The 24,042-nt window shown below is 73.4% G+C and carries 19 protein-coding genes; 13 read left to right on the top strand and 6 right to left on the bottom strand.

Annotated features, from left to right (window positions below; all coding sequences use genetic code 11):
* Positions 1 to 189: 189 nt before the first annotated feature.
* Positions 190 to 759, top strand: a complete 570-nt coding sequence (locus tag QK440_RS11840) for a DUF1707 and FHA domain-containing protein (RefSeq protein ID WP_282793008.1) — start codon at positions 190 to 192, stop codon at positions 757 to 759.
* A 49-nt stretch (positions 760 to 808) separates the two neighbouring features.
* Here QK440_RS11840 and QK440_RS11845 read toward each other — a convergent pair whose 3' ends face one another.
* The 3 genes from QK440_RS11845 to glgX form a co-directional block, all read right to left on the bottom strand.
* The gene (locus QK440_RS11845; RefSeq protein ID WP_282793051.1) at positions 809 to 2,050 is read right to left on the bottom strand and encodes a M14 family zinc carboxypeptidase; all 1,242 of its coding nucleotides are present in this window, start codon (positions 2,048 to 2,050) and stop codon (positions 809 to 811) included.
* 188 nt (positions 2,051 to 2,238) lie between these two features.
* Positions 2,239 to 4,770: a malto-oligosyltrehalose synthase gene (gene treY, locus QK440_RS11850; protein WP_282793009.1), complete on the bottom strand. Its 2,532-nt coding sequence runs from the start codon at positions 4,768 to 4,770 to the stop codon at positions 2,239 to 2,241.
* A gap of 319 nt (positions 4,771 to 5,089) precedes the next feature.
* Positions 5,090 to 7,198, bottom strand: a complete 2,109-nt coding sequence (gene glgX, locus QK440_RS11855) for a glycogen debranching protein GlgX (RefSeq protein WP_282793010.1) — start codon at positions 7,196 to 7,198, stop codon at positions 5,090 to 5,092.
* Positions 7,199 to 7,358: 160 nt separating this feature from the next.
* Here glgX and QK440_RS11860 point away from each other — a divergent pair, with 160 nt between their 5' ends.
* The 4 genes from QK440_RS11860 to QK440_RS11875 all read left to right on the top strand — a co-directional run bounded on the left by QK440_RS11860 (position 7,359) and on the right by QK440_RS11875 (position 11,699).
* On the top strand, positions 7,359 to 8,153 hold the full coding sequence (locus QK440_RS11860) for a Tat pathway signal sequence domain protein (RefSeq protein ID WP_282793011.1): 795 nt from the start codon (positions 7,359 to 7,361) through the stop codon (positions 8,151 to 8,153).
* Between the two features lie 49 nt (positions 8,154 to 8,202).
* Entirely contained in the window at positions 8,203 to 9,525 is a 1,323-nt protein-coding gene (locus tag QK440_RS11865; protein ID WP_282793012.1) for a copper amine oxidase, read from the top strand.
* A 109-nt stretch (positions 9,526 to 9,634) separates the two neighbouring features.
* On the top strand, positions 9,635 to 10,876 hold the full coding sequence (locus QK440_RS11870) for an SAV2148 family HEPN domain-containing protein (RefSeq protein ID WP_282793013.1): 1,242 nt from the start codon (positions 9,635 to 9,637) through the stop codon (positions 10,874 to 10,876).
* A 103-nt stretch (positions 10,877 to 10,979) separates the two neighbouring features.
* Positions 10,980 to 11,699 (top strand): 3'-5' exonuclease, encoded by a 720-nt coding sequence (locus QK440_RS11875; protein ID WP_282793014.1) that lies wholly within the window; start codon positions 10,980 to 10,982, stop codon positions 11,697 to 11,699.
* A gap of 311 nt (positions 11,700 to 12,010) precedes the next feature.
* Here the strand turns inward: QK440_RS11875 and QK440_RS11880 are convergent, their stop codons facing one another.
* Positions 12,011 to 12,904, bottom strand: coding sequence for an aminoglycoside phosphotransferase family protein (locus QK440_RS11880; protein WP_282793015.1), 894 nt, complete (start codon positions 12,902 to 12,904; stop codon positions 12,011 to 12,013).
* 202 nt (positions 12,905 to 13,106) lie between these two features.
* Here QK440_RS11880 and QK440_RS11885 point away from each other — a divergent pair, with 202 nt between their 5' ends.
* Genes QK440_RS11885 through QK440_RS11895 form a run of 3 tightly spaced genes read left to right on the top strand, consistent with a single transcriptional unit; the run spans position 13,107 to position 16,287 of the window.
* The gene (locus tag QK440_RS11885) at positions 13,107 to 14,039 is read left to right on the top strand and encodes a sugar ABC transporter permease (protein WP_282793016.1); all 933 of its coding nucleotides are present in this window, start codon (positions 13,107 to 13,109) and stop codon (positions 14,037 to 14,039) included.
* Positions 14,036 to 14,971, top strand: coding sequence for a carbohydrate ABC transporter permease (locus QK440_RS11890; RefSeq protein ID WP_282793017.1), 936 nt, complete (start codon positions 14,036 to 14,038; stop codon positions 14,969 to 14,971). The genes QK440_RS11885 and QK440_RS11890 overlap by 4 nt, the downstream gene beginning before the upstream one ends.
* A complete protein-coding gene (locus QK440_RS11895; RefSeq protein WP_282793018.1) occupies positions 14,971 to 16,287 on the top strand; it encodes a sugar ABC transporter substrate-binding protein in 1,317 nt (438 codons plus the stop codon). The genes QK440_RS11890 and QK440_RS11895 overlap by 1 nt, the downstream gene beginning before the upstream one ends.
* Before the next feature lie 152 nt (positions 16,288 to 16,439).
* On the opposite strand, the gene QK440_RS11900 is transcribed toward QK440_RS11895, so the two are convergent.
* Positions 16,440 to 17,237, bottom strand: coding sequence for an SDR family oxidoreductase (locus QK440_RS11900; RefSeq protein WP_282793019.1), 798 nt, complete (start codon positions 17,235 to 17,237; stop codon positions 16,440 to 16,442).
* A gap of 130 nt (positions 17,238 to 17,367) precedes the next feature.
* Here QK440_RS11900 and QK440_RS11905 point away from each other — a divergent pair, with 130 nt between their 5' ends.
* Positions 17,368 to 17,931 carry a GNAT family protein gene (locus tag QK440_RS11905; protein WP_282793020.1) on the top strand — a complete coding sequence of 188 codons (564 nt, stop codon included), beginning with the start codon at positions 17,368 to 17,370 and terminating at the stop codon, positions 17,929 to 17,931.
* A gap of 170 nt (positions 17,932 to 18,101) precedes the next feature.
* On the opposite strand, the gene QK440_RS11910 is transcribed toward QK440_RS11905, so the two are convergent.
* Positions 18,102 to 19,157, bottom strand: a complete 1,056-nt coding sequence (locus QK440_RS11910) for a hypothetical protein (protein ID WP_282793021.1) — start codon at positions 19,155 to 19,157, stop codon at positions 18,102 to 18,104.
* A gap of 329 nt (positions 19,158 to 19,486) precedes the next feature.
* Here QK440_RS11910 and QK440_RS11915 point away from each other — a divergent pair, with 329 nt between their 5' ends.
* From QK440_RS11915 to QK440_RS11930, 4 genes are all read left to right on the top strand, one after another.
* On the top strand, positions 19,487 to 19,882 hold the full coding sequence (locus QK440_RS11915; protein WP_282793052.1) for a MarR family winged helix-turn-helix transcriptional regulator: 396 nt from the start codon (positions 19,487 to 19,489) through the stop codon (positions 19,880 to 19,882).
* A gap of 81 nt (positions 19,883 to 19,963) precedes the next feature.
* On the top strand, positions 19,964 to 21,202 hold the full coding sequence (gene mgt / locus QK440_RS11920) for a macrolide-inactivating glycosyltransferase (protein WP_282793022.1): 1,239 nt from the start codon (positions 19,964 to 19,966) through the stop codon (positions 21,200 to 21,202).
* A gap of 165 nt (positions 21,203 to 21,367) precedes the next feature.
* Positions 21,368 to 22,483 (top strand): CDP-alcohol phosphatidyltransferase family protein, encoded by a 1,116-nt coding sequence (locus tag QK440_RS11925; protein ID WP_282793023.1) that lies wholly within the window; start codon positions 21,368 to 21,370, stop codon positions 22,481 to 22,483.
* A gap of 289 nt (positions 22,484 to 22,772) precedes the next feature.
* The gene (locus tag QK440_RS11930) at positions 22,773 to 23,981 is read left to right on the top strand and encodes a S8 family peptidase (RefSeq protein ID WP_282793024.1); all 1,209 of its coding nucleotides are present in this window, start codon (positions 22,773 to 22,775) and stop codon (positions 23,979 to 23,981) included.
* Positions 23,982 to 24,042 lie beyond the last annotated feature (61 nt).

A 24,042-nucleotide genomic window follows, 5' to 3' on the forward strand; every position in this document is an offset into this window, starting at 1 on the left:
TGTCGCCGTCCTCCCATGGTGCGTCAGAAGTGATCGCCGGGCGGGTGTTCGCCGCTTTCGGCGGGCGATTCGGCCGATTCGGCCGGGTCACCGCCGCGGGGCGCGCGCCGGGCGCTGCTCCGTCCGGCTGACGGCGCCGGATCCGGGTCTTCTGGACACCCGGGGGCGGCCTGGCGGACAATCGGCTGCGTGACCACCTCTTCCACGGCCTCCTCGGCCCACCTGCCGATCGACGCGCAAGCGGCGCGGGTGAGCGACGCCGAGCGGGAGCGGGCCCTGGAGGTGCTCCGGGAGGGCGCGGCCCTCGGCCGCCTCTCGCACGACACGTTCCTGCGCCGCATGGAACTGGCGCTCACCGCCCGCCGACAGCACGAACTGGCCGCGCTCACCGCCGACCTGGAGCCGGAGAACCGCTGGTCCCGGCTGGTGTTCTCGACCGTCGGCGCGGTCTCCGGCTTCGGCGTGAAGCTGCGCCGGGCCTGGCAGGCCGAGAAGCTGCCGAAGCTGCTGCTCCCGGCGCCGGGCACGTACGCGCTGCGCATCGGCCGGGACCCGGCGAACGGCCTGCGGCTGAGCCACGACACCGTCTCGCGCGTGCACGCCGAGCTGACCCACCAGGGCGGCCTGTGGGTGCTGCGGGACCTCGGCTCGACGAACGGCACGGCCGTCAACGGCCGCCGGGTGGTCGGCGCCGCCGTCGTACAGGCCGGGGACCAGGTCTCCTTCGGCCACATGTCCTTCTGCCTGGCGACGCGCTGACGCGACCTCACCGGCCCGGAGTCCCCGCCGAGGCCGCCGGGCCCCTTCCTCACCCGCCCCGCACGCGCGCGTGCCGGGCCGCCTCCACCGTCGTGCGCGCCTGGTGCTCGACCTGGTGCGCGAGCGGCACCCAGCGGGCCCGGAACCGCTCCGCGAACGCCTCGCTCCACCACGTCACCAGCCGGTCCAGGCGCGGCGCCGCGGGGTCGTCGCACTCCCTCAGGACCCGCAGCAGCATCGCGGCGGCCCGCAGCGGCAGCCGCCGCCCGAACGCGTCCACGCTGCCGATGTACGCCCGCGACGTCCCCGCGGGCGGCAGCCGCCCCCAGTCGTCGGCGAGCCCCGGCACCAGGTCGAGCGCCCACCGGGCCGCCCGCAGCAGCGGCCCGTCCGCGTGCGCGAGCCGCGGCAGCGCGTCGCCGAGGACCTCCTCCACCAGGCCCGCGTCGTGCCGCAGGCGCCGCGCGAAGCCGCGCAGCGCCGCCCCGGGCGCCGGGTGCGCCGACACGTCGTCCACCAAGTCGCTCGCCCACATCGGCACCTCCACGATGGCCGTCACACCGCCGTAGCGGTGCGCGTGGTGCCAGGTGGTGTGGCGGGCGTCCTCCGGCAGGCTCGGGTAGGCGGCCGCGGAGCCGGGCCCCGGCAGCACGTGCACGCCGGGCCCCGACTCCGGCCAGCCCGCCGCGTCCGAGGCGCCCGTCTCCACCGGGATGCCCAGGCGCGCGGCCGACCTCGCGAACGGCTCGGCGAGCCCCGGGATGTCCCGGGTGAGCTGCACCCAGCTCCCCCCGAGGTCGGTGCAGTGCAGCGACACCTGCACGTAGGGCCGCAGTTCGTCGATGACGCCCTTGAGGGCGAGGGTCTCCGGCGGCAGCCGGTCCGGCGGCAGCACGGACGGCGACCACTCGGGCTGCTCGGGGCCCGCGGGCCGGAAGAAGTGCCGGTGGTACTCCAGGAGCGTGCGCGGTGCGGGCGTGCGGTGCAGGCTCGCGCCGTCCGGGTCGGCGCACAGCAGGAAGTGCCAGGAGGTGCCGTCGCGCAGCGCGGGGTCGCGCACCGTCCAGTCGGCCAGGGTCAGGAGCGTCGACCCGCCGGTGGGTTCGTTGGCGTGCGCGCCCGCGACGACGAGCACGGCGGACGCGCAGCGCCCCACGGACAGCAGGTGCAGGGGCCGGCCCGCGCGCGAGGTGCCCACTTGGCGCAGGGTGCACAGGTCGGGACGGAGAGCCGCCAGCTCCCGGGCGCGCGCGTGGAGTTCGGGAACACTGAGATAGCGGTTCGCCGCCAGTTGACTCACCCCCGCCTGGTCCGCTGACGCAATCCGCAGTACGCCACGTGCCGGTGCGTGTGTCAAGAACCCTGATCCACGGCCTGTGAGCCCTGCCCACGCCGCACTCGGCCCCCTCCGTCCCCCGTCCCTCACCACCGGCTCGTACGGCGCGGGGCGCCGGGGCGTGAGCGCCCCGGCGCCCGCCGTCAGACGCGCTCCAGAAGTGCCACCGGCAGCGGCGCGAACACCTCGCTCACGCGCGTGTCGCCGCTGAACTCGCGCCCCGGGGTGAGCAGGTCGGTCCACGTGCCCGGCGGCAGCGCCAGTTCCGTGTCCCGCCAGCCGCCCGCGTCCGCCAGGCGCAGCGAGAGCCGCGTCACGGCCACCACCACGTTCCCGGAGCGGCAGAAGGCCAGGCAGTGCGCCGCGCCGGTCCCGGCCGCCACCAGCGGCTCGTACGCGCCCGTGCCCCCGAAGACGCGGGGCCGCCTGGCGCGCAGCCGCAGTGCCGCCGCCGTCACCGCCAGCTTCTCGTCCGACAGGTCCCAGGAGCCCCGGCGCGCCTCGAGCCCCTCCAGGAGGGCGGTGTCGAAGGCGACGGGACGGCGGTTGTCCGGGTCCACCAGGGCGTGGAAGGCGCGCTCCGTGCCCTGGTACACATCGGGCACCCCGGGCATCGTCAGGTGCAGCAGGGCCGCGCCGAGGACGTTCACGCGCACGTGCGGGGCGAGCTCGGCCGCGAGCGCCGCGACCGTGTGCAGCGGCGGCCCGCACGGCCCCGCCTCCAGGAACGCCCGCACGGCCCGCTCGTACCCCTCGTCGCACTCCGTCCAGCTCGTGTGCAGCCCCGCCTCGCGCACGTGCTTCAGCAGGGCCTCCTGAAGCCGCGGCCCGTACGCGGCGGCGTCCCCGGTGGCCCCGGCGGTCCTGGTGTCCCCTGCGACTCCGGTGTCCCCTGCGTCCTCTGCCGCCCCTGCACCCCCGCCCCCATCCCCGCCCCCGGCGTCCGCCCGGGCGGTCACCGGGACGAAGCCGAACGCCGTCTGCCAGGCCGCCCAGGCCAGTTGGGTGTCGGGCGCCTGCGCGCCGCCCGCCTGGGCGGTCTGCCGGGTCACCTCCGCGAGCAGCGCCTCCCACCGCCCGGGCGCCTGCGTGAGCACGCTGACGCCGGCCCGCACCTCGGCGCTGCGCTTGGTGTCGTGGGTCGTCAGGACCGTGCCCGAGTCCGGCCAGTCGCGCAGCACGCGCGCGCAGTACGCGTGGAAGTCCGCCACGTCCACGGCGGGCCGCCCCGGCTCCCCGCCCACCTCGGCGGCCGAGAGCAGCGGCACGTACCGGTAGAACGCCGTGTCCTCCATCGACTTGGCCCGCAGCGCGGCCGCCGTCTGCGCGAACCGCGCCCGGAAGCCCTCCTGTCGCGCGCCGCCCCCCAGCCGGCCGAGCACCAGGTCCCGCACCACGCCGACCGCCTCGGCCTCCTCGGGGACCACGAAGGCCCGCTCGGCCTCGGCCGCCGCCTCCGCCGTCAGGACCGTCGCGGGGTCGGCGCCCCCGCGCGCGTACGGCCGGTAGACCTCCAGGCGCACGAGCAGCTCCCGCAGCGCCGTGCGCAGGGCCCACGGCGCGTGGTCGCGCAGGGCGGGGTCCGCAGCGCACAGTGCGCCCGCCTCGCGCGTGAGCCGCTCCACCTCGGCGGCCAGCTCCCGCGTGACGACCTTGTACGCGGCGCGCCGCGCCGTCGCGGCCCAGTCGCCGCCCCGGTCGGCGGGCGGCGACGCGAACCGGCGGTAGCGGGACACCAGGTCGGCCGCGCCCGCCGGGTCCGTGAGCACCCCGTCGACGTGCCGCAGCGCGTCGTAGCCGGTGGTGCCCGCCACCGGCCAGGCGGCGGGCAGCGCCTCGCCGTCGGCCAGGATCTTCTCCACGACCGTCCAGCGCCCGCCGGTCGCCTCGTGCAGCCGCCGGAGGTAGGCCCCCGGGTCGGCGAGGCCGTCCGGGTGGTCGACGCGCAGGCCGTCCACGACGCCGTCGTCGAGCAGCCGCAGCACCGTCGCGTGCGTCGCGTCGAACACCTCCGGGTCCTCGACCCGGACGGCGATCAGGTCCGAGATGGTGAAGAAGCGCCGGTAGTTCAGCTCGGTGCGGGCGAGCCGCCACCAGCAGAGCCGGTACCACTGCGCGTCGAGCACCTGGGGCAGCGGCAGCTTCCCGGTGTCCGTGCGCAGCGGAAAGGCCCGGTCGTGGTAGCGCAGCACGTCACCGTCCACGCGCAGCCGCTCCAGCTCCGCGCCGATCCGGCCGCCGAGCACGGGCAGCAGCACCTTGCCGCCGCCCGCCTCCCAGTCGATGTCGAACCAGCGCGCGTACGGCGAGGCGGGCCCGTCGCGCAGCACCTCCCACAGGGCGCGGTTGTGCCGCGGGTCGGCCGCCATGTGGTTCGGCACGATGTCCACGACCAGGCCGAGCCCGGCGGCCCGCGCGGTGCGGGCGAGGGCCCGCAGCCCCGCCTCGCCGCCCAGCTCGTCCCGCACGCGCGCGTGGTCCGTGACGTCGTACCCGTGTGCGGAACCGGGCACGGCCTCCAGGACCGGCGACAGGTGCAGGTGTGACACGCCGAGCCTGGCCAGGTACGGCACGGCCGCCTCGGCCGCCGCGAAGGGGAACTCCGGGCGGAGCTGGAGGCGGTAGGTGGCGGTGGGAGGCGCCGGGACCACCGGCGCGGGGCGCGGGGACGTCATGCGAACCTACGTACCCGCCCGGGCGCGTTTCGTCCCTCCGACGCGCGCGCCGGGCCCCGTACGGGTGGGACACCCGACCGACGGCCTCAGCGGCCCCGCGGGCCCCCAGACGCCCCACCAGCACTGTCAGCCCCAGCAGCCGCGACAGACCGGACAGCCCCGACAGACCGGTCAGCCCCGGCAGCGGGGACAGCCCCGGCGGCCCCAGCGCCCCTACCGGCCACCGGCCGCCCCATCCGCACCTTCGCCCCGGCGTGCACACCGTGGAGCCGGGCGCACGCGGCCGTCGCCCGCGCCCCGGCGCCGTGCGTACGCCCGCCTACGCCGGACGCTGGAGCACCGTGAGGCTCCGGTGCGTGAGCGTGAGCCGCTCGCCCGCCCGCACCTTGGCGCCCGTCCCCGGCGGCACCCCGTCCTCGCGCGCCGTGTCGACCACCACCTGCCACTGCTGGCCCTGGTTGACCGGCACCACGAACTCCAGCGGGGCCGGGGAGGGGTTGAACATCAGCAGGAACGAGTCGTCGGTGATCCGCTCGCCGCGCGGCCCCGGCTCGGAGATCGCGTTGCCGTTGAGGAACACCGTCAGCGCGCGCGCCTGCGCCGCGTTCCAGTCGGCCCGCGTCATCGCCTCGCCCTCGGGCGTGAACCAGGAGATGTCGGACAGCTCGTCGTGGGTGCCCTCCACCGGGCGGCCGTGGAAGAAGCGGCGCCTGCGGAACACCGGGTGGTCCCGCCGCAGCCAGGTCATCGCCCGCGTGAACTCCAGGAGGGTGGTCTCGCCGTCGGGCCAGCGCACCCAGGAGACCTCGTTGTCCTGGCAGTACGCGTTGTTGTTGCCGCCCTGGGTGCGGCCGAACTCGTCGCCGTGGCTGAGCATCGGCACCCCCTGGGACAGCATCAGGGTGGCGATGAAGTTCCGCAGCTGCCGGTTCCGCAGCGCGAGCACGCCCGGGTCGTCCGTGGGGCCCTCGGCGCCGCAGTTCCAGGAGCGGTTGTGGCTCTCGCCGTCGTTGTTGTCCTCGCCGTTGGCCTCGTTGTGCTTCTCGTTGTACGCCACCAGGTCGTGCAGCGTGAAACCGTCGTGGCAGGTGACGAAGTTGATCGAGGCGAGCGGCCGCCGCCCGTCGCCCTGGTACAGGTCCGACGAGCCGGTGAGGCGGGAGGCGAACTCCGCGAGGGTGCGCGGCTCGCCGCGCCACAGGTCCCGCACGGTGTCGCGGTACTTGCCGTTCCACTCCGTCCACAGCGGCGGGAAGTTGCCCACCTGGTAGCCGCCCTCGCCGACGTCCCAGGGCTCGGCGATCAGCTTGACCTGGCTCACCACCGGGTCCTGCTGCACCAGGTCGAAGAACGACGAGAGCCGGTCCACCTCGTGGAACTGGCGCGCGAGCGTCGCCGCGAGGTCGAAGCGGAAGCCGTCCACGTGCATCTCGGTCACCCAGTACCGCAGCGAGTCCATGATGAGCTGCAGGACGTGCGGGTTCCGCATGAGCAGCGAGTTGCCCGTCCCCGTGGTGTCCATGTAGTAGCGCGGGTCGTCGGTGAGGCGGTAGTACGAGGTGTTGTCCAGGCCCCGGAAGGACAGCGTCGGACCCAGGTGGTTGCCCTCGGCCGTGTGGTTGTACACCACGTCCAGGATGACCTCGATGCCCGCCTCGTGCAGCGCCCGGACCGCCGACTTGAACTCCAGGACCTGCTCGCCCCGGTCCCCCCAGGAGGCGTACGTGTTGTGCGGGGCGAAGAAGCCGATCGTGTTGTAGCCCCAGTAGTTGTTCAGGCCCATGTCGACCAGCCGGTGGTCGTTCACGAACTGGTGCACCGGCATCAGCTCCAGGGCGGTGACCCCGAGCCGCGTCAGGTGCTCGATGACCGCCGGGTGCGCGAGCGCCGCGTACGTGCCGCGCATCTCGTCCGGCAGCTCCGGGTGGAGCATCGTCAGGCCCTTCACATGGGCCTCGTAGATCACGGTCTCGTTGTACGGGGTGCGCGGCGGGCGGTCGTCGCCCCAGTCGAAGTACGGGTTGACCACCACCGAGGTCATCATGTGGGGCGCGGAGTCCATGTCGTTGCGCTCTTCCGGGGCGCCGAAGCGGTAGCCGTACACCGCCTCGCCCCAGTCCACCGCGCCGCTCACCGCGAGCGCGTACGGGTCGAGGAGGAACTTGGCCGAGTTGCAGCGCTGCCCGCGCGCGGGGTCGTACGGGCCGTGCACGCGGTAGCCGTACCGCTGCCCCGGCATGACGCCGGGGAGGTAGGCGTGCCGCACGAAGCCGTCGGACTCGCGCAGCTCCACCGCCGTCTCCGAGCCGTCGTCGTGCAGCAAGCACAGCTCGACGCGGTCGGCGGCCTCGGAGAAGACCGCGAAGTTGGTGCCGGCGCCGTCGTACGCGGCGCCCAAGGGGTATGCCTGCCCGGGCCAGTCCTGCATGGTGTCGACTCTTCCCGTCCGCCGCCGCCGGTGTGTGTGCCTCTGGCAGGAGTCTGCTCGAAAGTGGAGCAACCACACAGGAGTTGAGTCCGTCTAACCGGCTGACCACATTTTCGACATGCCCAAGAAATGGGCTGATACGGGGAGATTGGGGGAGGAGATGGGCACGCTAGTCAGACGCCATCTCGGCAAGGTCGTGGCGGGGGGTGCACTCGCCGTGGCGGCCACCGCGGCGATGCTGGCCGTCACCCTGCCGGACCAGGCGGGGGCGGAGGGGAGCGGGCGCAGCACGGCCGCGGGCACCTCGCGCCAGGACGCCGTCGCGCCGGAGGGGAGGGTCGAGGCCGCTCCCGCCGAGGGCTCCGAGGGGGTCGGCAGCGACCCGCTGACCGACGCCGAGGCCGAGCGCGCCGAGAAGATCGCGCTGAACAGCAACGGCCTGCGCGCCAGCGCCCGGGACGTGGACGGCGACCGGGGGCCGCAGCGCCTGTCCACGAACCTCGCGGAGAACGAGCCGGGGGCGACCGGGGACGCCGCGGCGCGCCGCGCCGAGATCGTCTACTACGACTACCGGAAGGACGCCGTCATAGCGAAGACGGTGAACCTGGCCACCGGCAAGGTCGAGTCGAGCAACACCGCCCACAACGTCCAGCCGCCGCCCAGCCTGGCGGAGCTGTCCGAGGCCGCGGGGCTGCTGATCGCCGACGAGCACGGCAAGGGCCTCAAGGAGGACTACAGGAAGGCCACCGGCAAGAAGCTGGACGGCCCCGGGGACCTGGACCTGAGCGGCTTCGTGTTCCGCAAGGAGACGCTCGCCGCCGTCCCGTCCGACCTGAAGGAGTGCGGCAAGCACCGCTGCCTCCAGGTCGTCGCCAAGGTCAAGAGCGGCCCCTGGATCGACACCCGGGCGTTCGTCGTCGACCTCAGCGCCCGCCACGTGGGCCGCGTCGGCTGACCGCCGGCACCCTCATCCGCCACCCTCCTGCCGAAGGAGCCACCCACCCATGCACGTCTCGCACGGCAACAGACTTCCGCGCGCCCGCAAGGCGGCCGGTACGGCCCTTGCGGTCTCCGCGCTCCTGGGAGCAGCGATAACCGCCGCGGGCCCCGCCGCCGCGGCCCCGAAGGCCGCCCCGCGGGCACCCGCCGCCCCGGCCGACTGCAGCGCCGCGTACAAGATCGAGCAGACGCTCGACGGCGGTACGACCTGGCGCATGTGCTGGCACTACAACACGAACTCCGGCGTCATCCTGGACAAGATCAGCTACCAGCCCAAGGGCGAGCCCAAGCCCATCCCGGTGCTCACCAGCGCCCGCCTGGCCCAGATCCACGTGCCCTACGACGACGGCCAGAACGAGTACGACGACGTCACGGGCACCGACTTCGGCATCCGGCTGCAGAAGCTGAAGGCCAGCGAATGCCCCGGCGGCACCATCAAGACGGTGAAGGTCCGGGGCGGGGGGAACGTCCCGGGCCTGTGCACCACCACGCGCGCGCGGGGCCACGCCTACCGCCTCAACAACGACGCGTCCACCGGCGGCACCGGCAAGGTCTACACCGCCCAGGGCAAGGACCTGCTCGTCTACAGCGTGAACAAGGCCTCCTGGTACGAGTACATCACCGAGTGGCGGTTCTCCTCGGACGGCACCATCACCTCCAACGTGGGCGCGACCGGCAGCCTGTCGCCGTACGACTTCGACGGCGGCGACGGCCGCGGCTGGCCCATCGGCAAGGGCGACCAGGCCAAGGCCGAGAGCCACTCGCACAACGTCTTCTGGCGGCTCAACTTCGGCCTGGACGGCTCGCCCAAGGCCAAGGTCGAGCAGTACGACTCCAAGGTCACCCCGCCCAGCGGCCCGGGCAGCCCCAAGACGAAGACCACCCGCACGCCGGTCACCAAGGAGCTCATGGGCGACCGCAAGGACATGCGCTGGTGGCGCGTGGTGAGCACGGCCGGCAAGAACAAGGACGGCCACCCGCGCAGCTACGAGTTCGTGCCCGGCGCCAGCCAGAAGCACTCCGGGCGGCCGTTCAGCAAGCACGACGTGTACTTCACCCAGTACAAGAAGTGCGAGCAGTACGCGAGCAACAACCTGGGGTGCCCCGACGGCTACCCGGACAGCGTCGACAAGTGGTCGAACGGCGAGACCCTCAAGCACCCCATCACCTGGGTCAACATCGGCTTCCACCACATCGCCCGGGACGAGGACCAGCAGCCCATGCCGGTCCACTGGCAGGGCTTCTCGCTGGCCCCGCGCGACGTGACGGCCATGAACCCGCTCACGCCGCAGGACCTCTCCGGCGTGAACGGGGTGCCGCGGACCTGAAGTCGCGCGACGAGGCTGCCCATCCGGCTGCACCGCCCGCCGCTCCCGGAGTACTCTTCCTTGATCGTTGACCGGGGGAGAGTCCGGGGGAACGGAAGGCGGTGCGCGGGTGAGCTCGCAGGGGCGTGAGCTGCCCCCAGGTGACGAGGGTCACGAGGGGGGCTCCGCAGGCGTCCCGCCCTCGGCGGTGTCCCTGGCGCGACCGATGGAGCAGGTGTCCCAGATCGGCCCCGAGCTGGACTGGGACGCCGACGCCTGGCGCGAGGTGCGTACGCGCGCCCAGCGGGCCGGGCGGGCCTACATCTGGCTGAACCTCGTGGAACAGCGGCTGCGCGCGGTCGTGGCCGCTGTTCTGCGTCCCGTCTACGAGCCCGTCCACGCGGACGACTGGGTGGTGGCCGCCGCGGGCCCCGCCGGGCAGGAGTGGGTGCAGCGGGCCGTCGCCGTGCGCGAGGTCAGCCGCCGCAAGGGCTACCTCCTCGACCCGGCCGACGACAACGTCCTGAGCTTCCTGACGCTGCCGCAGCTCCGCGAGCTGATGGTGCAGCACTGGCCGTGCTTCGAGCCCTACCTGGACGACCGGCGCGAGGTGGAGCTGGCCCTGGACGAGCTTGAGGTCACCCGCAACGTCGTCTCGCGCAACCGCGCCCTGTCCCCGACGGTGCTCGCCCAGGCCGAACGGGCCTCCGCGCGGCTCCTGGAGATCCTCGGCGCGGGCTCGGACGCGCCCTCCGCGCGGCGCCTTCCGGTCGACGCCGTGGAGCAGCTCGTGGGCGACCGGTACGCGGACGTCGTGGGCGTGCACGCGGACCGGGTGCGGCTGCTGCGGCAGTTCCCCGCGGAGGACCTCTTCGGCGGCGCCCGGCGCGTCGACGCCATCGGCATCGGCCTGAACCTGCTGGTGCAGAACTTCTCCGGCCGCCGCCTGGTGCGCCTGGCCGAGTCCGGCTGCCGGGTCCGGCTGCTGTTCCTGAACCCGGCGAGCAGCGCCGTGAAGCGCCGGGAGCGGGAACTGGGCCTCAAGCGCGGCGAGCTGAGCCGCGCCGTCGAGACGAACATCCTCCACACGCGGCGGGTCCGCGCCCGGCTGCGCGACCCGGGCGCCTTCGAGATCCAGGTCTTCGACGAGACCCCGCGCTTCACCGCCTACCTGGTCGACGGCGACGGCTCGGACGGCATCGCGGTCGTCCAGTCCTATCTGCGGCGTACGCGCGGCATGGAGGCCCCGGTGCTCGTGCTGCGCGGCGGCGGCCGGGTGGTGAAGGCGGACGATCCCGGCGAAGGCGGCCTCTTCGCGACATACCGGGAGGAGTTCGAGATGGCGTGGGCGGATTCGCGTCCGGTGTCGTGAACGGACGGCGGCGGTCAGAAGCGGAATCCAGCCACCTGATTGTCAGTGGCGCGTGGGATCGTGGAGACCACTGGGGGAACGCACCACGATGAAGGGGGCGGCCATGGGCTGGCACCGAGAGCTGCTGATCGGCTTCGACCTGGAGACGACCGGGACGGACCCGGGCGAGGCGCGCATCGTCACGGCGGCCGTGGTCGAGGTGAGAGCCGGGCAGGAGCTGGGCCGTCGCGAGTGGCTGGCCGATCCCGGCGTGCCGATCCCGCCGGAGGCGGTCGCCGTGCACGGCATCACCGACGAGCGGGCCGCCGCCGAGGGGCGGCCCGGCGCGGAGGTCGCCGACGCCCTCGCCGACGTGCTCGCGTCGTACTGGCGGACGGGCGTCCCGGTCGTGGCGTACAACGCGGCGTTCGACCTGACCCTGCTGGCCGCCGAGTTGCGGCGGCACGGCCTCGCCTCGCTGCGGGAGCGGCTCGGCGGCCTCGACCCCGCGCCCGTGATCGACCCGTACACCATCGACCGCTCGGTGGACCGCTACCGCCGCGGCAAGCGCAACCTGGAAGCGGTCTGCCGGGAGTACGGCGTGGTCCTGGAGTCGGCCCACGACGCCACCTCCGACGCCCTGGCCGCGGCGCGGCTCGCCCGCGCGATAGCCGAGCGCCACGGGAAGGTCGCCGACCTGGGCGCGGCGGAGCTGCACCGGCGGCAGGTGGAGTGGCACGCCGCCTGGGCGGCGGACTTCCAGGACTTCCTGCGGCGCAAGGGGGACACCGGGGCGGTGGTGGACGGGGCGTGGCCCCTGCGGGAACCGGCACCGGTGCCCTGACGGGGGGGTGCCCTGACGGGGGTCCCCCAAGCCCGCCCCTTCCCGAAACCGGGGGCTCCGCCCCCTGGACCCCCGCAATCGCGCTGGCGCGCTCGTCCTCAAACGCCGGACGGGCTGAAAGATCTCCGGCGCGGCCACAGCGGAGACGTTCAGCGCGGACACGGCTGAAGATTTCAGCCGCGCTCGGCGGAAAATTCCAGCCCGTCCGGCGTTTGAGGACGAGGCGCGGAGCGCCGAAAAAGCGGGGTCCAGGGGCGGCAGCCCCTGGTTACGGGAAAGGGGCGGGTCTGGGGCGCCCCCCCCGCGAGGGCCTAGAACGGGTGCCAGCGGACCTCCGCGTCGCCCTCGCGCAGCGAGGCCACGCGGCGGCGGAATTCGGCCAGCGCCCGCGGATTGACGGGCGCGTGCTGCGCGACCCACGCGCAACTCGCAGTCTCCCGCGCCCCCCGCAGCACCCCACACCCCTCCCACTCCCGCACATCCCACCCGTACACCCGCACGAACTCGGCATAGGCGTCACCCCCGACCCCGTACCGGTCACGGGAGAGCGCCATGACGACCAGATCGTGCTCCCGCAGATCCGAGGAGAACGTCTCCAGGTCCACCAGGACGGGCCCGTCCGGCCCCACCAGCACGTTCCGCGGCAGCGCGTCCCCGTGGATCGGCCCCGGCGCGCGCCGGGGCTCCAGCGCGGCAGCCGCCGCCGCGAACCCGTCCCGCCGCCGCCGCAGATAGTCCGCGTCGGCGGGATCGATCGCGTCGCCCGCGAGCCGCAGCCACCGCTCGACACCCCCGAGCAGCTCCCGCCGCGGCAGCGCGAACGGCGGCGCGGGCAGCGCGTGCACCAGGCGCAGGAGTCCGGCCAGGTCGCCGGGGCCCGCCGGGCGCACCGCCGCGGGCAGGCGGTGCCAGAGCGTCACGGGGTGCCCAAGCGCCAGCCGCGGCTCGTCCTCGGCGGCCCGCACGGCGGGCACCCCGGAGTCCCGCAGCCAGCGGGCGACGGCGAGTTCGCGCCGCGCCCGGTCGAGCAGCTCCGGCGCGTCCCGGCCGACCTTGACCACGAGGTCACCGAGGCCGAACACCGCGTTCTCACCGAGGGCGAGCAACTCGGCGCCGCCCGTCCCGGCGTCCGCACCGCCGCCCACGCCGGTGCCCGCCGTGAGCCCCGCCGCGTCCAGGACCTCCCGCGCCCGTGCCTCGTCCATCCGTGCCTCCCGCACCCCGTGCGTCACCGTGGTTCGCGCGGCGGCCCCCACGGGCCCACCGCCGCGCAAGTGTCGCATTCGCACTGGCCAGCCGGGCGCCCGGCGTGCGCGGGCGCTTGACGTATCCCGGTCGCGTCAGCACGATGACACAGGCCGTCGGCTCGGCCGAACCACCACCAGCCGGGCAGAAGGAGCCAATTCCGTGACGTGGGCGACCGCGCGGACGCGGTCCGGCAGCGGCTCCCGGGACCCGCGCGCCGGCAAGGCCGTGGACCACGGCGCCTGGTTCCTGGTGCTGCCCGCGCTGCTGCCGATCCTGGTGCTGAGCGTCGGCCCGCTGCTGTACGGCATCGCGCTCGCCTTCACCGACTCCCAGTCGGGCCGCACCGAGCCCACCGAGTGGATCGGGCTCCTGAACTTCCAGGACCTGCTGCACGACACGCTGTTCTGGGACTCGTTCCGGATCGGCCTGCTGTGGGCCGTCGGGGTGACGGTCCCGCAGTTCCTGCTCGCGCTCGGCCTCGCCCTGCTGCTCAGCCAGAACCTCCGCTTCCGCTGGCTGGCCCGCACCCTGGCGATCGTCCCGTGGGCGATGCCGGAGGTCGTCGTCGGCATCATGTGGCGGCTCGTCTACCACCCGGACGCGGGCGTCCTCAACGAGAGCCTGCGCGACCTGGGCCTCGGCGACGGCCGCGACTGGCTGACCGGCCTCTCCACCGCGCTGCCCGCCGTCATCGTCGTCGGCGTCTGGGCGGGCATGCCGCAGACCACCGTGGCGCTGCTCGCCGGGCTCCAGAACGTGCCGCGCGAGCTGCACGAGGCCGCCGCGATGGACGGCGCGGGCGCCTGGCGCCGCTTCACCACCGTCACCTGGCCCGCGCTCAGGCCCATCGCCCTCGCCGTCACGGCGCTCAACTTCATCTGGAACTTCAACTCCTTCGCCCTGGTGTACGTCCTGACCAACGGCGGCCCGGGCGGACGCACCCGGCTCCCGATGCTGTTCGCGTACGAGGAGGCGTTCCGCTACGGACAGTTCGGCTACGCGGCGGCGATGGGCTGCGTGATGGTCGCGGTGATCTCGGTGCTGCTCGCCGTGTACCTGGCCGGCCGCCTGAAGGGGGCCGACGAGCGATGACTCCGCGTACGAATCCCCGCAAGAATCCCCGCACGAACCCCCGCCCGGCCGCGCCCGCGACGCCGCCGACGGCCCCGCGTACGACAGCGCGGCGACCCCGGCGCGGCAGGCGCGCCGCACGGGCCGGGCAGTACGCCGCGCTGCTGGCGTACCTCGCCTTCCTCGTCCTGCCGTTCCTGTGGCTGGTCTCCACGTCGTTCAAACCGGCCCGGGAACTCGGCAGCCTGCACCCCACCTGGATCCCGAAGGACCCGACGCTCGCCAACTACCGCCAGGCCTTCGACGAGCAGCCGCTCCTCCAGGCCGCGGGCAACTCGCTCGTCGCGGCCCTCAGCGCCGCCACCCTCGCCGTCGCCGTCGCGACCCCCATGGCGTACGTGATGGCGCGCCACCGCACCCGGCTCGCGCGGGCGGCCACCGGCTGGGTCGTGGTCAGCCAGGCCTTCCCCTTCGTCCTGGTGATCATCCCGCTGTTCCTCGTCCTGAAGAACCTGCACCTGATCAACTCGCTGCCCGGCCTCATCGCGGTGTACGTGGTGTGGGCGCTGCCGTTCGCGCTGTGGATGCTCGTCGGGTACGTCCGCGCGGTGCCGGCCGAGCTGGAGGAGGCCGCCGCGGTGGACGGCGCGGGACGGCTGCGGACACTGGTGTCGGTCACCGCGCCGCTGCTCGCGCCGGGCATCGGGGCGACGGCGCTGTTCGCCTTCATCACGGCGTGGAACGAGTTCTTCTTCGCGCTCGTGCTGCTCAAGACCCCGGAGAAGCAGACGTTGCCGGTCGTCCTCACCCACTTCCTCGGCGCGGAGGGCGCGGCCGACCTCGGGCCGCTCGCCGCCGCCGCGTTCCTCGCGACGCTGCCCTCCCTCGTCGTGTTCGCGCTCATCCAGAGGCGGATCACGAGCGGCATGCTGGCCGGGGCGGTGAAGAGCTGATGCGCGCCCCCCGCAGGCTCGCCGCGCCCCGCAGGCTCGCCGCGGCCGCGGCCGCGGTCGCGCTGGCGCTGCTGCTGTCCGGCTGCGCGGACGGCGGGGGCGACGACGCCGACGGCCGAATCACCCTGCGCTTCCAGTCGCTGGCCTGGCAGAAGGAGTCCGTCGAGGCCAACAAGGAGCTGGTGGCGGAGTGGAACGCCCGCCACCCCGACGTCCGGGTCGAGTACGTCCAGGGGAGCTGGACGAGCATCCACGACCAGCTCCTCACCTCGTTCGAGGGCGGCGAGGCCCCGGACATCATCCACGACGCCTCCGACGACCTCGCGGACTTCGCGTACGGCGGCTACCTCGCCGACCTCGGGCCGCTGCTGCCGCGGCGGCTGCGCGCCGACATCCCCCGGACCGCCTGGGACACGGCCACCTTCGGCGGCAAGGTGTACGGCGTGCCGTTCCTCCAGGAGCCGCGCGTACTGATCGCCAACGCCAGGTGGCTCAAGGAGTCCGGGGTGCGGATCCCGACCCCCGACAAGCCGTGGAGCTGGCCGGAGTTCCGCTCCGTGACACGGGAACTGACCGACGGCAAGGGCAAGTACGGGGTCGCCTGGCCGCTGAAGGAACCGGTGTCGGCGACGCTCAACCTCTCCCTGTCGGCGGGCGGGAAGCTGTTCCACCGGCGCGCGGACGGCAAGGCCGAGATCCGCTTCGACGACGCCGACGCGGTGGTGCCGCGCACCGTCCACGACCAGGTCAACGTGGACCGCAGCGCGTCCGGCACGACCCTCGGCATGGGCGGCTCCGACACCCTGCCGGGCTTCTTCGGCGGCAAGTACGCGATGGTCCCGCTCGGCTTCTCGTACCGCCAGCAGGTCGCGCAGCAGGCGCCCGAGGGCTTCGACTGGCAGGTCCTGCCCGCGCCCGCGGGGGCGGACGGGCTCGCGCAGGGCGTGAGCCCGCAGACCCTGTCGGTCGCCGAGGACAGCCCGCACAAGAAGGAGGCGGCGGCCTTCATCGACTTCTTCCTGCGCCCCGCCAACATGGTGCGCCTCGCGCGCGGCGACTGGATGCTCCCCACCGGCCGCACGGCCCTCAAGGACCCGGCGCTGCGCACGAGCAAGCACGACTGGGCAACGGGCACGGCCCTCGCCCGCCACCTGCGCCCCGCCCCCGCACAGTCGGTACGCGGCTACCCGGAGTGGACGGACAAGATCGCCACCCCCGCGCTCCAGGAGTACTACAGCGGCGCGATCGACCTGGACGAACTGCGCGAGCGCTTGGTGAAGGACGGGAACCTGGTGCTCAAGCGGTACCAGCGGTGAGGTTGTTCCGGCGGCGGGTGGGGCGGGGCCCGGGGCGCCCGGGCCGCTGAGGCCGCCGGTGCCGCCCGGCCGGACGCGCCCGTGAGCCGGTGCGGCGCGGGCCGGGGGGCGTGCGTCAGGGGGACGTGCGCCGGGGGGGCATGCACGTCGGGTTACGTGATACCGCCGTTGCTCTGGAGGAGCTGGCCGTTGATCCATCCGCCCTCCGCCGAGCAGAGGAACGTGACCAGGTGCGCGCAGTCCTGCGGCACACCGAGGCGCCCCAGGGGTGTGGCGCGGGTGAGGTCCGCCTTCAGGTCCTCCGTCATCCACCCGGTGTCGGTCGGCCCGGGGTTGACGGCGTTGCAGGTGACTCCCAGGTCGGCGAGTTCCTGGGCGGCCGCCAGCGTGATCCGGTCCATGGCCCCCTTGCTCGCCCCGTAGGGCAGGTTGCCGGCGGTGTGGTCGCTGGTCAGGCTGACGACGCGCCCGCTTCCGTGCGGCCCGCGGAACCGCAGCCCGTACTCCCGGATCAACAGCCAGGTCGCCCGCGCGTTGACCGCGAAGTGCAGGTCGAAGCTCTCCACCGTGGTGTCGAGCAGGCCCGAGTCGACCGACTCGCAGTGGCAGAGCACCAGCGCGGTGACGTTCCCCAGCTCGCGCTCGACGTCGTCGAAGAGCCGCGCCGGTACCGCCGGGTCGCTCAGGTCCGCCTCGACCGCGTGCGTGCGCGCCCCGAGCGCCACCACCCGCTTCCGCAACTCCTCGGGCGCCTCCGGCTCTTCGCCCCACTGCATCCGCGCGTCGTACGGGGTCCAGTACGTGAAGGCCACGTCCCACCCGGCCCGGGCCAGGTCCAGGACCACGGCCGCCGCGATCCCCGCCGACCGCCCCGCCCCCGTGACGAGCGCGAGAGGCCGCCCCGTGCCTTCCGCGTCCTGCCGCTCCTCCGGGCGCGTCTCGCCACTCATGTCTGCATCCTGACGGACGGTCTCCCCGCACAGCACCCCCTTTCTTCACCGGACACAGGGTGCCCGCCCCTACCGAGCGCGGACTGCGCCACCGCACCGCGTCGATGAGCGGGGCGCGTAGGGTCCCGGCATGGCAGCCACCGATTACCTCGAGCACGGGCCGCGAGTGGCCGTACGCCGCGTGCGCCGCCAGGACTACGCGGAGCTCAGCGCGTTGCGACGTGAGAGCGCGGAGATGCTCCGACGCTGGCTGGGCGCTCGGGAGATGACGGTCGAGGCGTTCGAGGACTCCCTCGAGCGGTTCGAGCAGCCGACCCATGAGGGTTTCGTGATCTGCCTGCATGACACCGGTGCCATCGTCGGCGGCGTCAACATCAACAACATCGTCCGGGGCTCCCTCCAGTGCGGGACCCTGGGCTACACGGCCTATGCCTCCACGACCGGCCGCGGTTACCTGACCGAGGGGCTGAGGCTCGTGCTCCGGTACGCCTTCGGCCCGCTGGAGCTGCACCGGCTGGAGGCGAACATCCAGCCGGAGAACACCCCCTCGTTGCGCCTCGTCGAGCGCCTGGGCTTCCGGCGCGAGGGCTACTCGGTCGCCTTCCAGTTCATCGACGGCGAGTGGCGGGACCACGAGCGCTGGGCCGTCACCGCCGAGGCGGCCGACCGGTCGAGCCGCGGCGTCGAGCTCTGACACCACCGGCCGCGGCCACGGCCCGCCGCTGTCCCGGAGCCGGGTACGGCACCGGGCGGGGCCGCCCGGTGCCCCGGGGGTCCCGCCCTGGTGTGCGGTGCCGTACCCGGGGCGGTCGTCGTGGCGGTGTGCCTGCGGCGGTCGTCGTGGCGGTGGTGCGGGCGTTCGGCTCAGACGGCGACCGACTCCTCCATCTCCTCTTCCCGCTCCTCGTCCTGGTCGGTCCGCCCGGTGGGGGCGGGCGTGGCCGGTGCCGCGGTCTTGCGGTGGCGTTCCGTCAGGGCCGCCACCGCCGTGACGACGGCGCCCACGGCCAGCCAGGCGATCAGCGTGCCCACGTGGGTGCCGAGGTCGTGGCCGCCGAAGTAGAGGTGGGCGCGGACGCCCTCGACGAAGCCCGCGCCGTTCCAGAAGCCGTGCAGCGCGCCGAAGAAGCCGTTCTGGAGCTCGGGGCGGAAGAGCCCGCCGGAGCTGGTGAAGTTCAGCATCACGAACAGGACCATCATCGCGAGCGTCGTCCAGCGCTTCAGGAACGTGTGCAGGCCGACGCCGATGAGCAGGATGCCCGCCGAGTACAGCCAGGACAGCGCCCACACGCCCCACAGGCCGTGGTGCGCGAGGTGGAAGACGGGCCCGGCGAGCGCCGCGCCGATCAGGCTCACGGCGAAGGCGACACCGACGGCGAGCCCGGCGCGCGCCCGCATCCGCAGGGCCGCGCCCGCCGCGCCGAGCGCCGCCACGGAGGCGTACGAGCCGATGCTCACCGCCACCAGCAGGAAGAACAGGCCCTGTCCCGTCGGGTCGTCGGAGACCGGGCGGGCCACGTCGGTGACCTTCAGGGGCGTGCCCTGCTCGGCCGCGACCGGCGTGAACACCTTCTGGACGGCCAGCGCGCTCATGTCGGAGCCCGCGGACGCCACGAGCAGCTCAGGGGTCCTGGCGTCCGGGAGGTAGGCGCCGGAGATGTCGAGGGACTTCAGCTCGTCGACGGCCTGGGCGCGCGTGGCCAGGGTGCGCACGTCGAGGGCGTCGCCCGCCTTCTCCTGGACGGCCTGGGCGAAGTGCTGCGCGCGGGCGTCCGTGCCGACCACGGCCACCGGCAGGTCGTGCGGCTCGGGCGTGACGAACGCGCTCATGTAGGCCAGGCCCATGCCCAGGCACATCAGGAGCGGGGTCAGCAGGTGCAGAAGGACATGGCGCAAGGGGCCGCGGTCGGGCGCCGTCATACGGGGGCTCTCCAGATCTCTCGATCCCTGTCGTCCGATCCGGTCCCTGTCGTCGAGTGCGGGCGTCGGGCGCGGGCGTCGACTACGGGCGTCGGGCGCGGACGGCAGACGGCGGGACGGGGCGGACGGACGGTGGGCTGATGGGGTGCAAGTAGTTGGCATATACAACTCTTACCTCATGTTGTACTGTACAACCATTGGCTCCGGGAGGGAAGCGGAGCCCTGTGCCACCGGGTTCCGCGGCCGTGCGGAGGGCCGGGCGACGTGGATGTGAGGAGGCGGGGGCCGTGGCCGACCGGGGTGAGTCGATCGAGGTCATCCAGCGGGAGATGACGGTGTTCGCGCGGCGCGCCCGCGCCACGGCCGCGCGGATGCACCCCGAGCTCTCGCTGGTCTCCTTCACACTGCTCAGCCACCTGGAGGACCGCCAGGGCTGCCGCGCCACGGACCTGGCCGCGCACTACACCCTGGACAAGTCGACGATCAGCAGGCAGGTCGCGGCCCTGGAGAAGGCGGGCCTGGTGGAGCGCCGCCAGGACCCGGCCGACCACCGCGTGCACGTGCTGCACCTGACCGAGCGGGGGGTCGGGGTGCTCGCGCAGGTCACCGACAGCCGCAGGGTCGCCTTCCGGGAGCGGCTCGCGGGCTGGAGCGGGCCGGACCTGGAGCGCTTCGCGGAGTATCTGCTGCGCTACAACGCGGGCGCCCCCGACGAAGGTCCCTGACGGCCGCCGCGCCCGCGTCCCGCCGGGCGAGGTTCCGGGAAACTATTGCACGAGACGTATCGTCTCGTTCATGGTCCTCGCATGACCACACCGCAGCGTGCCCACATCGCCATGTTCTCCATCGCCGCCCACGGGCATGTGAACCCGAGCCTGGAAGTGATCAGGGAGCTCGTCGCCCGCGGCCACCGCGTCACGTACGCGATCCCGGAAGCCTTCGCGGAGAAGGTCGCCGAGACCGGCGCCCAGCCCGTGCTCTACCGCAGCACCCTCCCCGGCCCGGACGACGACCCGTCGGCCTGGGGCGACACCCTGCTCGACAACGTCGAGCCGTTCCTCGACGACGCGATCCAGGCCCTGCCGCAGCTCGCGCGGGCGTACGAGGGCGACGAGCCGGACGCCGTCCTGTACGACATCACCTCGTACCCCGCGCGCGTCCTCGCCCGCCGCTGGGGCGTGCCCGAAATCTCCCTGTCGCCGAACCTGGTGGCCTGGGAGGGGTACGAGGAGGAGGTCGCCGAGCCGATGTGGAAGGAGCCGAGGAGCACCGAGCGCGGGCAGGCCTACTACGCCCGCTTCGAGGCCTGGCTGGAGGAGAACGGGATCACGCAGCACCCCGACCCCTTCGTCGGCCGCCCGCCCCGCTCGCTCGTCCTCATCCCCAGGGCGCTCCAGCCGCACGCCGACCGGGTCGACGAGACCGTGCACACCTTCGTCGGCGCCTGCCAGGGCGACCGCGCCGCGCAGGGCGACTGGGAGCGCCCCGCCGGCGCCGAGAAGGTGCTCCTGGTGTCCCTCGGCTCCGCCTTCACCAAGCGGCCCGAGTTCTACCGCGAGTGCGTCAAGGCCTTCGGCGACCTGCCGGGTTGGCACGTCGTCCTCCAGGTCGGCAAGCACGTCGACGCGGGCGAGCTCGGCGACGTGCCGGCGAACATCGAGGTGCGCTCGTGGGTGCCGCAACTGGCGGTCCTGAGGAAGGCCGACGCGTTCATCACGCACGCGGGCGCGGGCGGCAGCCAGGAGGGCCTCGCCACCGGGACCCCGATGGTGGCGGTGCCGCAGGCCGTCGACCAGTTCGGCAACGCCGACATGCTCCAGGCCCTCGGCGTCGCGCGCCACCTGCCGATGGAGGAGGCCGACGCGGCGGCGCTGCGCGCGGCGGTACTCGCGCTCGTCGACGACCCGGAGGTGGCGCGCAGGCTGGACGAGGTGCGCGCCGGGATGGCGGGCGAGGGCGGCACCGAGCGGGCGGCCGACCTCATCGAGGAGGAGATCGCGCGTGGACGGCGTGACGGCGGGGTGAAGGGCGCCCAGGCGTCCTGACAAGGGCGTCGACCCGGTCCCTTGGTGGGACCGATATCCCCCGCCAAAGGTTGCGCACGCCGCTTCTTGCAGCTCGGGTAAACGCTTTCCTAGCGTGAGGTGAATCGCACGCGAACCACGCGCGAACGACACGCGAATCACCTTCGATCGCCAGGAAGTTGACCCATGTCACCACAGTCCACGCGACGAGACACGCCCGCTGCGCCGGAGGCCGGAGGGGAGGGGCGGGAGATACCGTCCCTCGCCGAGGTCCGCCGCGTCACCCAGAAGAAGCGCGACGCCTGGTGGACCGTGCTGCTCGTCGACCCCGTCGCCACGCCGCTCGTCCGCCAGACCGCGCTGCGCACACGGATCACCCCGAACCAGATCACCTGGGGCGCGTTCCTGCTGGGGCTCGGCTCCGCGGTGTGCTTCGCCTTCGGGGACTGGCGGTGGCTGGTGCTCGGCGCGGTGGTCTACCACCTGAGCTTCGTCCTGGACTGCATGGACGGCAAGGTCGCGCGGCTGACCGGCCAGGGGTCGGTGTTCGGCGCGTGGCTCGACTTCGTCTTCGACCGGATCCGGGTGATGGTGTGCGGGGTCGCCCTCATGGGCGGCCAGTACGCGCGGACCGGTGACGTGGTGTACGTGTGGCTCGCGCTCGCGGTGGTCGGGCTCGACACGCTGCGCTACATCAACTCCCTGGAGATCTTCAAGGTCCGCTACACCATGCGCAAGCAGATCAAGGCGCGGGTGCGGGCGGCGCGGCGCGCCGAGAACACGGCCGAGCTCGCCTTCATGGAGGACCTGCTGCGGGCCAACCCGGAGGCGGACGTCGAGCGCGACCGGGCCCTCGGGGCGACCGCGCCCGACGCGCCTTCCGTGCCCGGCGCGACGCTTGTGCCTGGCACGCCTCCCGTGCCTGGCGCGACTCCTGCGCCGGAGGGGCCCACCGCGCTGAAGGGGCCCGCCGAGCCCCAGGGTTCTGCTGCGCCAAGCGGGCGCCCCAAGCAAGTCATCGACCTGCACCAGGAGTTCCGCCACCGGTTCCCCACCTACCTGCGGGCGCGCTCCTTCCTGCTGCGGCACCGCATCCGTACGCACCTCGTCAGCGGGGTCGAGTTCCAGATGGGCGTCTTCATCATCGGGCCGCTCCTCGACCAGGTGATCGCGGCGACCGTCGTCTCCGGCGCGCTGCTGCTCGTCTTCGAACTCGCCATCGTCTACAAGCTGTTGCTGTCGACGCGGGACTTCACGCGGACGATCGAGTCCTTCGACCGGCCGGTCCCGACGGCGGCGTAGCCTCCCGGCCGGACGGGCGGCGGCGAGGCCGCCAGGGCGGTGAGCGGGAGCGGGCGGGGGCGGGTGTGCCCGAAACGTCGCAGGCGGGGCGGTTTGTTATTACAGAACCTTGTTGAACAAGTCACAGCCGCCTGTAGGTATTGATCTGCGCGCGTCCTTCAGACAAGGTTTCGTCCCAACGCCCGGCGATCTTCAGTTCCTTCGGAGTGCCCCGGGCGCCGCAGCGAAGTTTGACACCTCCCACATGCCCCCACATCCCCCCACACACCCCACGAGGAGACCCCTCTTCATGGCAGCTCACAAGCGCGCTCGCACGATGAAGCTCACCGCGGCCATAGCCACCGCCGCCACCGCGGTGGGCGTGTCCGTCTTCACCGGCACCTTCGCGGGCGCCTCGACGCCCGCCGAGGGCAAGGTCTACGGCACGGACGCCAAGGGCGCCGTCGCCGGCAGCTACATCGTGCTGCTCGACGAGAAGGCCACCAAGGACGCCAAGGCGGACCTCGCCGAGGAGTACGGCGGCTCCCTCAACCGCAACTACTCCTCGGACGTCAACGGCTTCTCCGCCAAGGGCCTCAGCGAGACCGAGGCCAAGCGCCTGGCCGCCGACCCGGCCGTCGGCAAGGTCGTGCAGAACAAGAAGTTCTCCATCAAGGCCACCCAGGAGAACCCGCCGTCCTGGGGCCTGGACCGCGTCGACCAGGCCGACACCGCCGGCGACGGGAAGTACACCTACCCGGACAAGGGCGGCGAGGGCGTGACCGCGTACGTCATCGACACCGGCGTCCGCGTCAGCCACAAGGACTTCGGCGGCCGCGCCGTCTCCGGCTTCGACGCCGTCGACAACGACGACAACGCCGACGACGGCAACGGCCACGGCACCCACGTCGCGGGCACCATCGCGGGCGACGCGCACGGCGTGGCCAAGAAGGCGAAGGTCGTCGGCGTGCGCGTCCTGGACGACCAGGGCTCCGGCACCACCGAGCAGGTCGTCGCCGGCATCGACTGGGTCACCAAGAACCACCAGGGCCCGTCCGTCGCCAACATGAGCCTCGGCGGCGGCGCCGACGAGGCCCTCGACGAGGCCGTCCGCAAGTCCATCGCCTCCGGCGTGACCTACGCGGTGGCCGCGGGCAACGAGTCGAGCGACGCGGGCCAGAGCTCCCCGGCGCGCGTGCAGGAGGCCATCACGGTCGCCTCCTCCACCAAGGACGACCAGCAGTCCGACTTCTCCAACTTCGGCTCGGTCGTGGACCTCTACGCCCCGGGCTCGGACATCACCTCCTCCTGGAACACCGGCGACGACGCCACCAAGACCATCTCCGGCACCTCGATGGCGACCCCGCACGTCGTCGGCGCCGCCGCGGTCTACCTGGCCGGACACCCGGACGCCACGCCCGCGGACGTCGCCAAGGCGCTGACCGACGGCGCCACCGCGGACAAGGTCTCCAACCCGAGCGCGGGCACGCCCAACAAGCTCCTGAAGGTCGTCGAGTAGCGGCGACGGGCCGCCGCACCGCGTGCGGCGGCCCCCTTCGGACCGGCGGCCGCCGTGCCCA

It is taken from the genome of Streptomyces sp. CC224B, assembly GCF_030010595.1.
In the GTDB taxonomy this organism is placed as follows: Bacteria; Actinomycetota; Actinomycetes; order Streptomycetales; family Streptomycetaceae; genus Streptomyces; species Streptomyces longispororuber.

Excerpts from the sequence above, each read along its gene's own strand:
- treY (WP_282793009.1), bottom strand. The coding sequence starts at position 4,770 with ATGACGTCCCCGCGCCCCGCGCCGGTGGTCCCGGCGCCTCCCACCGCC.
- glgX (WP_282793010.1), bottom strand. The coding sequence starts at position 7,198 with ATGCAGGACTGGCCCGGGCAGGCATACCCCTTGGGCGCCGCGTACGAC.
- QK440_RS11860 (WP_282793011.1), top strand. The coding sequence starts at position 7,359 with ATGGGCACGCTAGTCAGACGCCATCTCGGCAAGGTCGTGGCGGGGGGT.
- QK440_RS11865 (WP_282793012.1), top strand. The coding sequence starts at position 8,203 with ATGCACGTCTCGCACGGCAACAGACTTCCGCGCGCCCGCAAGGCGGCC.
- QK440_RS11875 (WP_282793014.1), top strand. The coding sequence starts at position 10,980 with ATGGGCTGGCACCGAGAGCTGCTGATCGGCTTCGACCTGGAGACGACC.
- QK440_RS11880 (WP_282793015.1), bottom strand. The coding sequence starts at position 12,904 with ATGGACGAGGCACGGGCGCGGGAGGTCCTGGACGCGGCGGGGCTCACG.
- QK440_RS11890 (WP_282793017.1), top strand. The coding sequence starts at position 14,036 with ATGACTCCGCGTACGAATCCCCGCAAGAATCCCCGCACGAACCCCCGC.
- QK440_RS11895 (WP_282793018.1), top strand. The coding sequence starts at position 14,971 with ATGCGCGCCCCCCGCAGGCTCGCCGCGCCCCGCAGGCTCGCCGCGGCC.
- QK440_RS11900 (WP_282793019.1), bottom strand. The coding sequence starts at position 17,237 with ATGAGTGGCGAGACGCGCCCGGAGGAGCGGCAGGACGCGGAAGGCACG.
- QK440_RS11905 (WP_282793020.1), top strand. The coding sequence starts at position 17,368 with ATGGCAGCCACCGATTACCTCGAGCACGGGCCGCGAGTGGCCGTACGC.
- QK440_RS11910 (WP_282793021.1), bottom strand. The coding sequence starts at position 19,157 with ATGACGGCGCCCGACCGCGGCCCCTTGCGCCATGTCCTTCTGCACCTG.
- QK440_RS11915 (WP_282793052.1), top strand. The coding sequence starts at position 19,487 with ATGACGGTGTTCGCGCGGCGCGCCCGCGCCACGGCCGCGCGGATGCAC.
- mgt (WP_282793022.1), top strand. The coding sequence starts at position 19,964 with ATGACCACACCGCAGCGTGCCCACATCGCCATGTTCTCCATCGCCGCC.
- QK440_RS11925 (WP_282793023.1), top strand. The coding sequence starts at position 21,368 with ATGTCACCACAGTCCACGCGACGAGACACGCCCGCTGCGCCGGAGGCC.
- QK440_RS11930 (WP_282793024.1), top strand. The coding sequence starts at position 22,773 with ATGGCAGCTCACAAGCGCGCTCGCACGATGAAGCTCACCGCGGCCATA.